Origin of the sequence: Streptomyces parvus, from assembly GCF_032121415.1 — a bacterium.
Taxonomy (GTDB): Bacteria; Actinomycetota; Actinomycetes; order Streptomycetales; family Streptomycetaceae; genus Streptomyces; species Streptomyces globisporus_A.
Genome location: NZ_CP135079.1, coordinates 5,466,842 through 5,481,588, shown reverse-complemented (window position 1 = coordinate 5,481,588; position 14,747 = coordinate 5,466,842). Strand labels below are relative to the sequence as shown.

Annotated in this window: 11 protein-coding genes; 2 read left to right on the top strand and 9 right to left on the bottom strand. The window is 67.7% G+C overall.

Annotation, left to right across the window (positions count from 1 at the left end):
* Positions 1-234 precede the first annotated feature (234 nt).
* The 3 genes from RNL97_RS25695 to RNL97_RS25685 form a co-directional block, all read right to left on the bottom strand.
* Complete coding sequence (locus tag RNL97_RS25695; protein ID WP_313751243.1) at positions 235-846, bottom strand: TetR/AcrR family transcriptional regulator; 612 nt, start codon at positions 844-846, stop codon at positions 235-237.
* A 140-nt stretch (positions 847-986) separates the two neighbouring features.
* On the bottom strand, positions 987-2,378 hold the full coding sequence (locus RNL97_RS25690) for an Asp-tRNA(Asn)/Glu-tRNA(Gln) amidotransferase GatCAB subunit A (protein ID WP_030581333.1): 1,392 nt from the start codon (positions 2,376-2,378) through the stop codon (positions 987-989).
* The gene (locus RNL97_RS25685) at positions 2,365-2,571 is read right to left on the bottom strand and encodes a hypothetical protein (protein WP_078652004.1); all 207 of its coding nucleotides are present in this window, start codon (positions 2,569-2,571) and stop codon (positions 2,365-2,367) included. The genes RNL97_RS25690 and RNL97_RS25685 overlap by 14 nt, the downstream gene beginning before the upstream one ends.
* Before the next feature lie 205 nt (positions 2,572-2,776).
* Here RNL97_RS25685 and RNL97_RS25680 point away from each other — a divergent pair, with 205 nt between their 5' ends.
* Both RNL97_RS25680 and RNL97_RS25675 read left to right on the top strand, forming a co-directional pair.
* The gene (locus tag RNL97_RS25680) at positions 2,777-4,048 is read left to right on the top strand and encodes an MFS transporter (protein WP_313751242.1); all 1,272 of its coding nucleotides are present in this window, start codon (positions 2,777-2,779) and stop codon (positions 4,046-4,048) included.
* 11 nt (positions 4,049-4,059) lie between these two features.
* Entirely contained in the window at positions 4,060-4,995 is a 936-nt protein-coding gene (locus tag RNL97_RS25675) for an MBL fold metallo-hydrolase (protein ID WP_313751241.1), read from the top strand.
* Between the two features lie 241 nt (positions 4,996-5,236).
* Here RNL97_RS25675 and RNL97_RS25670 read toward each other — a convergent pair whose 3' ends face one another.
* From RNL97_RS25670 to RNL97_RS25645, 6 genes are all read right to left on the bottom strand, one after another.
* On the bottom strand, positions 5,237-6,160 hold the full coding sequence (locus tag RNL97_RS25670; RefSeq protein WP_234313381.1) for a tyrosine-type recombinase/integrase: 924 nt from the start codon (positions 6,158-6,160) through the stop codon (positions 5,237-5,239).
* A 345-nt stretch (positions 6,161-6,505) separates the two neighbouring features.
* Complete coding sequence (locus tag RNL97_RS25665) at positions 6,506-8,686, bottom strand: protein kinase family protein (protein WP_030581320.1); 2,181 nt, start codon at positions 8,684-8,686, stop codon at positions 6,506-6,508.
* Positions 8,683-9,510, bottom strand: a complete 828-nt coding sequence (locus tag RNL97_RS25660; RefSeq protein WP_234313380.1) for a hypothetical protein — start codon at positions 9,508-9,510, stop codon at positions 8,683-8,685. The genes RNL97_RS25665 and RNL97_RS25660 overlap by 4 nt, the downstream gene beginning before the upstream one ends.
* Positions 9,511-9,527: 17 nt before the next feature.
* Positions 9,528-10,364 carry a vWA domain-containing protein gene (locus RNL97_RS25655; RefSeq protein ID WP_030581314.1) on the bottom strand — a complete coding sequence of 279 codons (837 nt, stop codon included), beginning with the start codon at positions 10,362-10,364 and terminating at the stop codon, positions 9,528-9,530.
* Between the two features lie 182 nt (positions 10,365-10,546).
* The gene (locus RNL97_RS25650) at positions 10,547-14,248 is read right to left on the bottom strand and encodes a caspase, EACC1-associated type (RefSeq protein ID WP_050500019.1); all 3,702 of its coding nucleotides are present in this window, start codon (positions 14,246-14,248) and stop codon (positions 10,547-10,549) included.
* Positions 14,245-14,664, bottom strand: a complete 420-nt coding sequence (locus RNL97_RS25645; RefSeq protein WP_030581308.1) for an effector-associated constant component EACC1 — start codon at positions 14,662-14,664, stop codon at positions 14,245-14,247. Before RNL97_RS25645 ends, RNL97_RS25650 begins: the two co-directional genes overlap by 4 nt.
* Positions 14,665-14,747 lie beyond the last annotated feature (83 nt).

Genomic DNA, 14,747 nt, shown 5'->3' with positions numbered 1-14,747 from the left:
CATTCGAGCGGTCGAAGCACCGTTCCACGACGTTGCGGCGCTCGTGGGCCTCACGGTCCGAGCCCGGCGGGGCGGCCTCCCCGGCTGCCCCGGCGGGCGGGACCATGCACGGACCGCCCTTCGAGCCGTAGCCCTTGGCGCCCAGGACGTGGCCGGGCCCGGGGCGAGGGCCCCTGTACAGCCGGCCGTCCGGCCTCACGACCCGGCGGCCCAACCGCCCGATGAGCCAAGAGGTCAGTTGTCGGGCTTCTTCTTCGAGTGCCGAGGGGTGGCGTCGGCCTCGGTCTGCTGGGCGTTCACGGCGTTCGTCACGAGCTCGCGCGCGTATGCGGCGTCCAGCCGGCCAGGGCGGAAGAGGATGCGGTACATGATCGGCGCCACGACACGGTCGATCAGCAGTTCCGTCTCGGGCACCGGATCCCCCCGCTGCACCGCACGGGCCAACACGGTGTCGAGCTGCGCTGCGGCGTACGCCGAACACTGACCGGCGTTGGTTCCGTCGGGGTCGCCGAGCAGGGCGTCCCGGATGTAGGCGCGGCCGGGCGGCGAGGACATCTCGTCGATGAACTGTTCCGCCCACGCGTCGAGATCGGCCCGCAGGCTTCCGAGATCGGCCGGATCCGTTTCCGGGCGCAGTCGTTCGACGGCCACGTCGGACAGGAGTTCCTGCAGGTCGCCCCAGCGACGGTAGATCGTGGAGGGGGTCACGCCCGCCCGCGTGGCGACCATCGGGACCGTGAGCGCGTCGCGGCCCACCTCCCCTACGAGTTCACGTACCGCCGCATGGACGGACTCCTGTACGCGTGCGCTGCGCCCGCCGGGGCGGACCATGGGCTTGGGACTCATGCGCTCCACCTTAATGCGATTTTGTTGCTTCTAGGTGGTGGCCGGTCTCGGCGACCCCTGGGCTACGTGTCCGGCGCCCGAACACGGCGGACGCCCCTGCGGCGACGCGACCGCGTACCGGCTGGAACCTCCGCCTTCCCTCAGGCGGCCAGGGGAGCAAGCCGCCCCGCGCCGGCCACCGACTCCTCGTAGACCCGGCCCACACGGAGCACCGTCGCGTCGTGGAAGGGGCGCGCCATCAGCTGCATACCGATCGGCAGTCCGGCGCGGTCGTGACCGACCGGCAGGCTGAGGGCCGGGACGCCGGTGATGTTGGCTGGGGCACAGAGGCGGACGTAGCTGTCCGACACGGCCTCGGTCGTGCCATCGGCCCACTCGACGGCTTCCTGCCCCGCCTCGGCGGCGGTCATCGGCACCGTCGGCGCGGCGAGGACGTCGATTCCGTCGAACATGCGAGCCCAGGCGTCTCGCATCATGGTGCGGGCCCGCTGGGCGCGGAGGTAGTCGCCCGCGGAGGTGAGTGCGCCGGCCTCCAACAGGATGCGAACGTCCGCCGCGTACAGGTCGGGGGTGGCCCGCAGCGACCGCTCGTGGTAGGCGGTGGCCTCGGGAACCATCAGCCCCCACTGGGCGGCCTGGATGTAACGCGCCATCGGGATCTCGACGTCGACGAGCTCCGCCCCCAGCTCCGCCAGCCGCTCGACCGCGCCGCGTACGGACGCCTCGACCTCGGGTGCGACCCGGTCGAAGTAGTGGTTCCGCGGTACGCCGACCTTCAGTCCTCGCAGGTCGCCGCCCGGCAAGCGGGCCGGCATCGGGCCGGACACGCTCGCCGGGTCGCGCGGGTCGTGGCCGGCGGTCGCCGACAGCACCAGCGCGACGTCCTGGACAGTGCGGGCGAGAGGGCCCACGTGATCCAGGGACCAGGACAGCGACGTCACGCCTGTGCGTGGGACCAGCCCGTAGGTCGGCTTGAGGCCCACCACGCCGTTCAGGGCAGCGGGGACCCGGATGGAACCGCCCGTGTCCGTGCCCATGGCGAACGTCGCCGCGCCGGCGGCGACAGCTACCGCCGAGCCGCCGCTCGATCCGCCCGCAACCCGGCTGTGGTCCCACGCGTTGTTCGTCTGCGGAGTGGTCAGGCCGTAGGCGAACTCATGCGTGTGCGTCTTGCCCAGGAGGACGGCCCCGGCAGCGCCGAGCCGTTCGGCCACCCGGCTGTCGCGTTCCGCCACGTGCCCTGCCCGGACGTGCGAGCTCGCCGTGGTGGGTATCCCCTCCGCGTCGATCAGATCCTTGAGCGCCATGGGGATCCCGTGCAGCGGCCCGCGCGGTCCGCTCGCGGAGATCTCCCGTTCGGCGCGGACCGCTGCGGCCAGAGCCGCGTCGGCGGTGACGGTGACGTAGGCGCCCAGCCGTCCTTCGACGGCGGCAATACGGGCGAGCACCGATTCGGTGAGTTCGACGGGGGACAGCTCCCGTGCGCGCACCGCACGGGAGGCTTCGGCCAGCGACAGCTCAAACGGTTGCATCGGCGTTCCCCTGTCCGGCTCGGTAGGAGGACGCGGGAGGGGTCTCGCCGAAATCGAGCTCGCGCAACGTGCTGATCACGGAGTGGATGTGGTTGGCCGTCATGGCCACTCCTTCATGTCGGCCGTCCCCGAGGGGGAGCCCCGCCCGCAGCGCCCCTCGGGCTGCCTCTCGGGGGGTGATTTCGCTGGTCATGGCTTCCTTCCCAATCTGCGCGGCGCAACGGGCCGGGGCTGTTAGAGGACCTCCGACCACCGCAAAAGCGAATCGTTTGCTTTAGTCGATCGTAGGACCTACGGTGACTTAAAGCAAACCAATCGCTTTTAGTACGGGAAGGACTCTCATGCAGAGCGTCCCCGCGGGCGGCCTCGCGCCTCCCCGCTCCTCCCCATCCGGGCGCTTGCCGTTCGTCTTGCACGCCTCGATCCTGATCGCGCTGCTCGCAGCATCCAGCGCGCCGACCCCGCTGTACCCCCACTACCAGGCTCAGTGGCACTTGTCGTCCCTCGACATCACCGTGGTCTTCAGCGCTTACGCTCTGGCGCTCCTGATCGCACTGCTGACGACCGGAACCCTTTCCGACCATGTCGGACGCCGCCCCGTGCTCCTGGGCGCGCTCGGGGTCCAGGTAGCCTCCATGGCGCTGTTCGCGACGGCCGGCGGGCTGACCACCCTGATCGGCGCCCGCGTACTGCAGGGCATCGCGACTGGCGCGGCGACCAGCGCAGCGGGTGCCGCTCTCCTCGACCTGGAAGACCCCGCCCGGCCGGGCCGCCCCGCCCTGGCCAACAGCATCGCGCCCATGACGGGCATGGCGGCCGGCGTCCTGGCAGCGACCCTCGTGGTGCGCTTCGCCCCCGTTCCGACGATCACGGTGTACGCGGCCCTGATCGCCGTGTTCGCCGCGCAGGCCGTCGCCCTTGTCTCGACGCCCGAGACCGTCCGCCGCCGCCCCGGAGCACTGCGCTCGACGCGGCCCCACCTGGCGCTGCCGTCGGCGGCCGCCCACGCTCTCCTGCTCAACGGCGCCGGCGTCGTCGCCGTCTGGGCACTCGGCGGCTTCTACTCGTCCCTGGGGCCGGGCTTCACACGGCTCATCTCCCCCGGCGGACCCGAATACGCCGGCGGCATGGTCTTCTTCACGCTGACGGCCGTCGCCGCCCCGACGGTGTACTTCACGCGCAGGATGCGCGCCGACGTCTCCGCTCTTCTCGGGAGCTGCGCGGTGATTCCGGCGGCCGTCCTGACCCTGGGTGCCCTCCATCTCGCCGGCCCCGTACTTCTCTTCGCCGGGGCGGCGCTGGCCGGGTTCGGCTTCGGAGCCGTCTCCCAGGGTGCGCTGCGCGCGGTCGTCGGCTCGGTCCCGGCCCGGGAGAAGGGCGGCACGCTCGCCTTCTATTACGTACTCAGCTACCTGGCGATGAGTCTGCCCGCCATCGGCGCCGGTGCCCTCACCGCCAGCTTCGGGCTGCGTGCGGCAGCACTGGCCTATGCCGGCTGCGTGGCCGTACTGGCGACCGTCGCGGTCGCGACGCTGACCGCGTCGCTGCGCGGTCGGCGCCGGGCACCGTCCCCGGACACGGCCTCCCGCCCGGCAACGAGCAACTACGCATCCGCCTCACCCGGCACACCCGCTCCGGAGATCTCCGTCCTCGCGGCCCACAACAGGTAAGGAAAGTCGCCGTGTTCACCTCATCGCAGACGACCAAGTCCATCACTCCCCCCGCCTCTTCCTGGACGGTGGGCAACCACACCGTACGACGCATCGACGAAGTCGTCCTGCCCTCCCAGACCGGTCCGTGGCTGCTGCCCGGGGCAACCACCGACCTCGTGAGCCGGACTCCCTGGCTGAGCCCCGAATTCGCCGACGAAAAGGGCATTCTGCGCCTGGCCAGTCACAGCTTCGCCGTCGAGGTGGACGGCATGCGGGTGCTGGTGGACACCGGCATCGGAAACGGGAAGCGGCGCGCCAACCCCGCCTGGCACAACCTGAACAGCGACTACGAAGCACGGCTACGGGCGGCGGGCTTCGCGCCGGAGAGCGTTGACGTCGTGGTCCTGACCCACCTCCACGCCGACCACGTGGGGTGGAACACGCGTGCCGAGGGCGACGCCTGGGTACCCACCTTCCCGAACGCGCGCTATCTCACCTCACGCACCGAGTGGGACTACTGGGCGGGTGTCGACATGGAGGAGGCGCGTCGGCAGATGTTCCGGGACTCGGTCCATCCCGTCCGGGAAGCAGGTCTGTTCGACCTCGTCGACGTCGCGGACGAGGGCACGCACGTCGCGCCGGGCATCCGTCTGCTGCCCACCCCCGGCCACACACCGGGGCAGGTAGCGGTGGAACTGAGCAGCGGTGGCGAGACCGCATGGGTCACCGGCGACAGCATCCACCACCCGGTCCAGATGGCGCATCCGGAGCTCTGCAGCTGCGTCGACATCGCTCCCGAACTCGCGGCCAGGACCCGGAACAAGGTGCTCGGCTCACTGGCCGGTACGTCAACTCTCCTGCTAGGGAGCCACTTCCCGCCGCCGACCGCCGGACACGTGGTCCGCGAGGACGGCGGGTACCGACTGGTTTCGGCTCCCTCAGGGGTCACGCCCGTCGGCGGCTGAAGCGGACGGAGCACCCGGGACGGCCGCGCAACGGCGGCTCAGGAGCCCTTGGCGGCCGGCTCCAGGATCGCCACGCACTCCACGTGGTGCGTCATCGGAAACATGTGCGATTCCATGTAGATCAAGAAGCCGCAGGTCAGGAGGTTTTTCCGGCCACTGAGTGGTGGATTTCTGGGGCGCGAGCGTCAAATGAGCGTCACGCGTCCCCTCTTCGACGGCAGTGGCGGGGTCGGCGTCTCCGCTACGAGGCAATGGCCAAGGGAGTTTCCAGGCGCTGCCAGGCGTCGAGGACGGCTTTGTGCGCGTGCGGCTGAAGATGCGCGTAGCGCTGTGTGGTCTGGAAGCTCTCGTGGCCCAGGAGGTGCTGGACCTCGTAGAGCGACACCCCTTTTTGGACAAGCCACGAAGCGCACGTGTGACGCATGGAGTGTGGCGGGTAGTACGGAACGAGCAGTTGCTGTCCGTCCGTGTCTTCGAAGGTGGCACTGCCGACGGCCAGCCACCAGGTGTGGCTTCGCCAGTTGCCGCCGTCGAGGCGACGTCCAGCCCGTCCTTTAGTCACCGTGGTGAAGACCAGCTCGCCCGCGTCGAGCTGGTGGATATGGCGCTCCAGTGCCTCCAGACCGTTCGGCGGGAGCGGAACCTCCCGGCGGCTCTTGGAACTCTTCGGGTATGCCTTGATGCCGCTCCTGGTGTTGACCTCCACGACGAACAGGCGGGAGCGGCGCAGGTCGATCCGATGGCGGTGCAGCCCTGCGAGCTCGCCCCACCGAAGACCTGTGTAGAAGCCGATCAGACATATGGACCGCCAGGCAAGGGGGAGTTCGTCCAGGTTGGTCTGCGCCTGGACGAGCGTGAACCACTGCGGCGGCTGGGCCGCGGTCTCCGGCAGGCGGATGTTGCGGCACGGGCTCACCGCAATCACCTCGTCGTCGACGGCCGAGCACATGGTCGACGACACCAGACTGTAGGCCCGCCTGATGGTTGCGGCTCCCGCGCCCTTCTCGATCAGGGCCCGGATCCAGCTCTGGATGCCCATCCGGGTGATGGCCCGCATCTCCCAGTCCGCCCAGTAGGGCAGGACGTGGCTTCTGATGCTGCCCGCATCGCCCCGCAGCGTGTCCGGCTCGACGACGCGCGCGCCCCACCACTGCTCGTGCCACACAGAGAAGGGCATCGCACCGGACCGCAGATCCCGCACACCTCCGCGAGAGAACCCGGTCTCCATCTCCAGGCCCCAGGCCCGCGCCTGCACCCTGAGGGGGAACGACCCACTGAACCGCTCCCCCCTCCCGGTCCCGGACAGTCGCCTGCCAAGACGCCAGCTTGCGCAGATACAGATCCACTCCCACCTTCGAGCACTACGAAGCAGACGCATCACCCCGGAACCCATCCGGACAAGGCAGCGACACAAGGGCCTCCTTCCCACCCGCCCCACAGAGCAAGCCAGTTCAGATGTCACCCGATCGGGCAGCAGGCCCGTCGCTGACAGCAGCCCACGACCGTGATGTCAGCGGGCGATGTAGAGGAACCGCACATAGCATCCGAGCGACAATCGGCGCAGTCGAAGCCTGGCGGTCTCGACCGCGGCGCTCAATGCCTCGTGGAGCACGCTGTTCTGCTGAAGGGTCGTCGCACGCTGAGCAAACTCCTGACGCTGCTGCCGTGCCCGATCACCTGCCAGGGAATTCTCCCGGTTGAGCCGTTCCAGCCCTACCTCCTTCTGCTTCCGTGCTTTCACACGCAGCGCCTCGGTCTCCGGCTCCACACCCTTGCGCCAAGCAACGAGCTGGGCCCGGCGACGGGCGATGTCCTCTTCGATCGACTGGCGTTCCGACATGCCGAGGGAGGTCGGTTGCCGTGCTTCCACTGAAGCAACCACCCGCTTTCGCCAGACATCAAGAGCGATGGCCTTGGCCTCGCCGATGCCGTTGACGTCGACGACACGACCGCTGCTCAGCACGAGGACCGCACCCGTGCTGTTGTAGTGCGTGTTCTGCACGGGCCGGTAGCCCTTGAAGTCGGCCGCGGTCCGGATGCCCGCCGCTGCCAGACGCGAGGCGAGCTTCGGCCCGATGCCCGGGGGCGGGGACTGAGAGATCAGCTGACGGCCGAGCTGGTCCCGTACATACGTGGACTGCTTGTTGGTGAGTGCCTGGGCCAGGCTCTTACGGAGCTCTTCCGCAAGTCCGTCAATCTGCCTGTCGAGGTCGCGCTCCTTGCGGGCCTTGCGCTTTTCGGCTTCCTTGAGGTCGGCCTGGTAGTGAGCGGTGAGTTTGGCCTGGGCTTTGGTCAGAGCAGCGGTCCGCTTAGCTTCCCCCGCGTCGAACCTCGCCCGTTCCTTGTGCAGCTTCTCTGCTGCCTTGACCGGGTCGTCGAGCCGTCCAAGTTCACCAGTCAGCTTGCTCAACGTGGCCCGCAGCTCAGCCCTCTCCGCACGGCGACTCCGAGCGAATACGATCAGCGCGACGGCGACGAACCCGGGCATCCCTGCTTCGATCGGTGACACTGGGAAACCCGCCACGCAAATGATGACGGTCGCGATCACCATCAGAGGACAAAGCCCGGCAGCGGCAACATCCAGCAGCGTTCGGGTGCGGAATCCGTCTGGAGCGGCGTCCGAGGGCTGGGGAGGTGGCGGCGCGGCTTCCGGGGAGACGTGTCCAGTCATCATCCAGCTCGGCAGTCCGCCTGCCGCAGGAGGCACAGGGGCATTGGCGGTAGCTGAGGTCGTCGCGGTGGCGCGTTGCTTTGGCAAGGCCAAGGCGAGCGGGGGCAGGACGTCCAGCGGTTGCGCTGCCAAGGACCTCAGCTGGTCGGCGAGTCCGCTCACCGTCCGATCAGGATGGGCCAGTAGCGTCTGCAGTCTCATGGAGCTGCCGGGACTCTTGAAGTCGTCCTCGGTGAGCAGCAGAAACTCTCCGCTCGGCTCGTGAAGGCGACTCCACAGGCCTGGGTCGGAAGCAATCGCTTTGAGCGACAGAAAAATGACCCAGGCGGAGAAGCGGTCGAGCTCCGCCCCGAAGTCGTCATTCCCACGCATGGGCGACTGGTAGTTGCGGTGTCCCCTTTCGGTGCCACTCATGCCGGCCAGCTCCGGGACAAACATGCCGTCGTAGTCGACCAGGCGCAGCGTGTCATCGCTCGCGACGAGCAGATTGCCGTGCTGCAGGTCACCGTGAGCTATATCGAGAGCATCAAGATCACGGGTCAGTGCTTCGAAACGCTCGGCCAAACGATCGACAGCGGAGGGCCGCGCATGGTTGTGGTCGAGCCACGACGACAACGTGACGGCTTCGGCCCATTCCATCTTCAGTACCGGATAGCGATGCGGCCCCACGCTGATGGCGTCGGTTAGGTACTCGAATCCGAGATTCCATGGCTGCGACAGTTCCCCCGGGTTCAGCCGAGCGAGTCGCGCGCTGATGGCCTGATAGCGGCGTTCCTGATCCGGGACGTTCCGAGTGAAGCACTTGATCGCATACCGTCTGCCCGAGACGGCCGAGGTCAGCGAGAAGACGCTCGCGAAAGCGCCTGAAATGGCTCGGGGCAGACCGAGTTTGGTGAGCTCCGGCCGTGCTCCTACGAGTTCGGGGTGCTGGAAGCACAGTTGTGTGTGCTGCAGTGCCTCCGCATACTTGGCACCACTCGGAAACTGCCGCTGCGGACCGGTGACCGGGCCTACGTTCATCGCCCCTCGAAGTCGATTCGTACGAGTGCCACGTCGTCGTTGCGCAGTTGCCCACGATCCCGCAGTCCGTTCAGCCAGTTGTTGAACCCGCCCAGATCCTCGGGGCCCGCGAACTCCAGCAACTGCTTTACAGCGTCCTCCTGGTCCTGGGCGGACATGAGCCAAGCAGCCAGTGCGTCCGTCATCAGCAACAGCCGGTCGCCGGTACCGCACCGGCCCTCGGTGAAGCGCGAGCGACGGGCCAGCAATGCCACATCGTGGTTACGACTACCGAAAAGGTCGGGGGTCGTACCGAACTCCTCGACGGACTCCACCGGAAACGACTGGGCCAGCTGGTCGTCGCGCAGATGGAACAGACAGCTGTCCCCGAGTGCGGCAGCACGCCATCGCCAGCTTGGTTCAGTCGACTTGGAGTGGGAGTCGGCGTCCGGGTCGATGCGCACAGCGAGCAGGGTCGAGTAGGCACCTTCTGCGACCTTGGTGTGCTCGTACCACTTCAATGGGCGGCCTTCCTCATGACGCGCCTGCGTGTACTGCCCGAGCCAGGGTTCCCACTGTGACACTGCCTCCGATGCGAACTCCTCAAAGCCGGTACCGCCTGCCAACAGGTCCGGCGATGCCATCGCCTGTTCGGCCGCGGAACGGGAAAGCAGACGGGCCCAGTCCTTGGCCAGTGCGCTCTCCGTAGCCCCGTCGCAGACGCCCGCGGTGAGCGGCTCCCGGAGCATGTAGTCGTGGGGGTGACCAGGCAGCACGGTGACGGCGTCTTCGCATTCCGCCTCCGTACTGCCGTGCTTGGGAGCCACGAGGTGCGTGACGTACACGCATGAGGTGGGAGTCGTCACCGCAGTTCAGTGGCCCGGGTGCCGATGTCGAGGAACTGTACGACCGTGGTGATGTCCGCGTTGTAGACGAAACCTCGGGTGGTCTCGCTGACACGCTGACCCTGCGAGGCAGCGTACGAACGCATGTGGCTGGGCAAGGGGCTCGACATCGCGAACAGTGTCCGGGCATAGCTGTCGGGGAGGCCGTCGGCCGTGTCGGGGAAGGCGGTGGGCGTGCCGCCTGAGGCCGAGACGTGCAGGTTGAACAACAGCGCCGCTCCGTCAGCGGTGGCGTGTGAGGTGATGGCCTCCGCAGCCGCAGTGGGGTCACCGTCGGTGGACTCGCCGTCCGTCAGGTTGATGACGATGGGCGGGAAGCTGGCCGGGTAGCGCTCGGTCCATCCCGCGACGAGGCTCTCGGCGTACTGAAGAGCACGATTCATCGGGGTTCCGCCATGGGCCAACGGATCCATCCACAGCGGGAAACTCACGGCGGTCTCCACCAGACCGCCGGCACCGTCGGACACCTTCTTGCTCCGCTCGTCAACCCGGGCCGGATTGTCAGCGACCTCGCTGAGAGGGACGATGTCCCGGCCCGCCAGCGCCCCGGCGAACGCGGATCCGACGCTCGCGCCGTAGCCGATGACCGCTACGTGGAAGTAGTCGCGCACGCCCTCCTCCTTGGCGCATTTGATGGAGAGTTCGGTCAGGAGCCGATTGATGGCGTCGGCGACGACATCGGCCTTCTGCTGCGGCACTTCACCGCCGATGGGGTCACTCATGGAGGTCGACTGATCAACAAGGAAGATGATGCTCGTGGGATTGCTGCGGCTGATCTCTGCCGTGTACGGCACGTTGGGCTCCTGGCGGACTGCGATGAACAATGGGTGGAGAGACCCGTACGGCGCGTTGACTCGCCGATTGCGGTCGACAACACATGCAGGTCACGTCATCGAAATCCCCCAACCACAGTGTATGACGCGGATCTTGAAGCACACCGCTGTTCGCAGAACTCTCCGGCGGCATCGCACGGTGGTCATGGGCGACCGAGCCGGTCCGTCACCCGGCCGGTTCGCCTCGCCCACACGTGCCACGCGGGAAGCCTCACGCCGTTGGGCAGCAGCGCCGCGTGCCGAAGCGCCAGCCTCAGATGCCGCGCGCTCTCCGTGCCGGACGAAGCGCCATGGTCCAGCTTGACGTGAACGGCCCCGCCGGCGCTTCGGCGGACGCCGAAGTCATAGGGATGGCCGTCGGCAGTGTCGTTCCGGTCCAGTTGCACACCGGGAATGTCCTCCGCCAGCAGGAGCTGGAGCTGATCGCCGACCAGCTCGTCCTGGGAATCTGAACCCATCTGGATGGAGGACTGCCCTGCCTTGGCCTCGGCCGCGTCCAGTAGCGCGCGCGGCATGCCGTCGCGGACCGACCAGAAGTCACGGTCGCCGAACACGATGAGGTGTGAACGGGCACGGGTGATGGCGACGTTCCACAGATTGATCTCACGGCTCAGCCAGTTCACTGCGCTGGGTCGCATTTTCGCCCCCGCCACGAGCGACAGCAGGATCACGTCCTGTTGTCCTCCCTGGAAGGTGTGAACCGTGCCGACCCGAACACGCGGCTCGTGCCTCCAGCGCTCTGCGATCAAGTCCTTCTGGGCTCGGAAAGGCGTGACCACTCCTACCGTCGAGCCCTCGGGCAGTCGTTTGAGCAAGCGTTCAACCGAAATATGAGCGCGTTCGGCCTCTTCGTGATTCAGCCACGAACCGCTCGCGCCCCTGCGCGCTGTTCCCGTGACATCGAGCCACTGGACCGCGTCGACACCTGCGAGCCGCCGCAGGGACCGGGGGTCGGTGAGGACGGTCAGCCGACCTCCGTAGCAACGCTGGTTCGAGATCTCGACGATGTCCGGGTGACAACGGAAATGTTCGTCCAGAAGCAGGGTTTCCCCAGCCGCATGAGCGGCCGCATGGAACGAGGAGTATCGGCGGTGTTCGAGCCGGTGCTCATCGAGCCAGCTAGCGCGCAACCCGGCCCCCCGGTGCGCCTCGGCTTCCTGTCGGGGTTGAAGGGTGGTGATGTGCTGCAGCTGCATGGGGTCGCCGATAACCAAGGCTCGGCGCGCGCGGAACAGCAGGGGCAGTACGTCCGGCGTCGAGCACTGACTCGCCTCGTCGACGATGACCAGGTCGAAGAGGCCGGCGCGGTCCCGGAATCTCCGGGGGGACCGCGCGGTGACAGCCCAACCGGACACCTGCGGCAGGATCCGGTCCAAGGTCGACCACTCCCGGGGCGACCGTGACTTGACTGCTTCAACACGCTCGTGGATACCCGCACGGGCGGTCAGTGCCTGCTCGGCGACTGAAGCGCGGAGCACTGCTGCTGCCGAGTCACGGACCCGACGATCACCATCACGCAGCGTTGCTAGGAGTTCAGCGTCGTCGACCGCCGTGTCCTCTTCGCCACTCATCTGTCGCCAGGCGGACTCGGCCTCCACGAAGGACAGCAGGTCGACGAAGTCCTGACGTCCTGACATAGGCACCGACAAGGGGGACAGATCTCGGAGACATCTGTTCCGCAACCAACGTCCGAGGAATCCGAGGCGGACCGCCATACGGGCCCGACGCAGCCATCGACCGAGGTCGGCATCGTCCCCCAGGGCCGCAGCGAACTCCTCAGGAGTGGCGTGGTGCTGTCCGGCATAGTCGAAGCGCAGCCGACCGAGTCCGGCGAGCCGGCTCTCCTTGCTCGTGACGTCGCCGAATCGGCGTCGCAGCGCACCCTGCGACCGGAGGTGGTTGCGAAGTTCACCGCGGTACGTCTGGGACGTCTGATCGGGCTTGGTACTGTGCGCCAACTGCTCCAACGTCCGCAATTCCTGGTCGACGGCCAGCTGGTTTCCTGTCCGGACGAGAAGTCCGGGCGCCAACTCCTCACACCGTTCCCAGACCTCGTCGACCGCCTTGTTGTTGGTCGACGCCACGAGCACTGTCTGACCGGCTGCCCTGGCCGTGGCGACAGCGTTGACGATGAGCTGGCTCTTGCCGGTACCCGGCGGGCCGGTGGCGACGGTGAGCCTGCGGACCATGGCGGCCCGAATGACGGCTTCTTGCCCCTCGTTGATTTCGAGTGGAGCGACGATCTGCACCGCCTGCTCAGCGCTCTTGTCAGCCCCCGCGTCTTCGGGTCCTGAGAACGCTCCCAGTGCAGTGCCGGAGAACTGACCGACGCTCTTGCGCAGCGTCTGGTAGTCCTTCATCAGTTGCGCGGTGGCGGCGGAGTCCGATCGCGTGGCGAAGACGATCGCTACGTTGCGGGCCCCTTCGTGCGCGGCCCGCAGAGAACTGCCGTCACCGAGCGATCCCGGATCGAGGTGCTCCGTGTCGGACAGCCCCAGCTCCTGCAGAAGGCTGCGCAGATCGCGGACCATGTCCTCTCGGAACCCCGGTCGCCAGTTGGGCTGATAGGCGGCCAGCAACTCGTTGCCCTCGTCCTTGCCCAACCGTTCGAGGACGAGTTTGGGATGCAGCGCGATCGGCCCGATGGGGGTCACCACGTTGCGCCCCTGGGAATCGCGTTCGACTTCGACCTGCCGCATGGCGAGCGGTGCGCACACCTGCCGCTTGCCGTCGTAGAGAACGGCGACGGGATATCCGTACCAGAGGTCGGCACCATCCTTGCCTGCTCGTTCTGCCAGATCCGCGACGCCCTCCGGCGCCTGTACAGAGGTCTCCGCGCCGGAGAGCAGGACTTCCTCCTTCGCCGCCCAGACCGCACGCGGAGGTTCGCTGCCCACGAGGGGAAGCAGGTGGTCGGTGGAGCTCTCGGCTTCCAAACAGTTTTGGTAGTACGTCAGCAGGTGGTTCCAGTCCGCATCGGTGAACGCGGAATCGTCGTGGGCCGCTTCGATGGACTTGACCGGGGCCGGGGCTGCTTCCCCCGAGTCGTCGACGACGGCGCAGTGACCGGCGGGCAGAGGCTTGAGCGCGGGAATCTGGCGTCCGGTGGAGGCACGAGCAAGATAGATGTCGCCGGTGACATGCAGGCTGGACTGGGTTGGCGTCTGCCGGCGCGCGTCGGGCGATTTCTGCAGGTCGCGGCTGATGTGCCGGAAAAGGTCGTTCGCCGAGACCTGGCCGTCGCCGTCCAGGTCCGCCTGGCCCGAGTGCAGACCTTCGACGATCGCCCGGGTGAACTGGGACGGCTGGTCCGCTTCGGTGGTGAACGCCGGCTCCCAGTGCTGGGACGCGGTGATGACGTGGACGCCGCCTGCCTCCACCAGCGGTGCGGTCGCCGAGTGCGAGGCACCCTTGCTGCGAAAGCCCTGCACCGCGCTGCCGCTGAAGCAGCAGTCGAGCAGAAGCACCTTGCGCCGGGCGGCGCATTTCTCCAACTGATCAGTCACGTAGGAGGCTTCGAGGGCGGTCTCCTGAACGCGGCCGCCCTCGGTGTCCGTGGTGACGTAGTAGAGCTGGCCGCCGTCCTGGTCGTACTTGCCGTGGCCGCTGAGGTAGAGCACGACCAGTTCGTCGGGTTCACGAGCCCTGAGGAATTGCTCGATGGCCTGCTTGATGGCCGACTTCGACGAGTCCTCGACCCGGACGCACTCCTCGTACCCGCCCACCGCGGGCATCTCCAGGACCTGACTCAGGTAGTGCACGTCCGCACGCACCGAGGGAAGCGCGGGAAAGCTCGCGTCCCCGTAGATCGCGGTCCCCACGAGTAGCGCGTGCTTGCGGCTCATCGGCTGGATCCCTGGCCCGTGCTCGGCCCGTCTCCCCGGCCTGTGTCCTGCCCGTCTCCCCGGCCGTCGCGCAGCGCCCGAACCTCCCGCCCGGAGACTCCACCCTGGAACTCCGTGACCGTGCCGTCAGGATGCTCGATGCGCACCTTCCGGCTCCTGCGGACGCTCGCCCATGCCTTGATGGCGGCGCCGGCCACCCCGAAACTGCCCGTGGTGAGGACGAGCACGACCTCCGGGGTCAGGAGTTCCGTCCCTTTCGCTCCCTCGGCACCATCAGACGTCTCCGCCGCGGCGAACCGCACCTGGGCGCCGTCCAGCTCGTGCAGAACGTCGCGCAGTTCCCGGGCTTCCAGCTCCGCGTGGCGTGGATCGGCACCGAATACCTGGATGCGCGCGGACTCGACCTCGTCGGACATGTTTCCCCTCACTACGTCAACTGCTTTTCTTTCAGGCCCGCTTGTCGATCGAGCCGGTCTATCGCAATGATCTACGATCGCCC

Bases quoted from the DNA above. Each gene is read 5' to 3' on its own strand.
- RNL97_RS25645 (WP_030581308.1), bottom strand. From the start codon at position 14,664: ATGTCCGACGAGGTCGAGTCCGCGCGCATCCAGGTATTCGGTGCCGAT.
- RNL97_RS25665 (WP_030581320.1), bottom strand. From the start codon at position 8,686: ATGAACGTAGGCCCGGTCACCGGTCCGCAGCGGCAGTTTCCGAGTGGT.
- RNL97_RS25685 (WP_078652004.1), bottom strand. From the start codon at position 2,571: ATGACCAGCGAAATCACCCCCCGAGAGGCAGCCCGAGGGGCGCTGCGG.
- RNL97_RS25650 (WP_050500019.1), bottom strand. From the start codon at position 14,248: ATGAGCCGCAAGCACGCGCTACTCGTGGGGACCGCGATCTACGGGGAC.
- RNL97_RS25690 (WP_030581333.1), bottom strand. From the start codon at position 2,378: ATGCAACCGTTTGAGCTGTCGCTGGCCGAAGCCTCCCGTGCGGTGCGC.
- RNL97_RS25695 (WP_313751243.1), bottom strand. From the start codon at position 846: ATGAGTCCCAAGCCCATGGTCCGCCCCGGCGGGCGCAGCGCACGCGTA.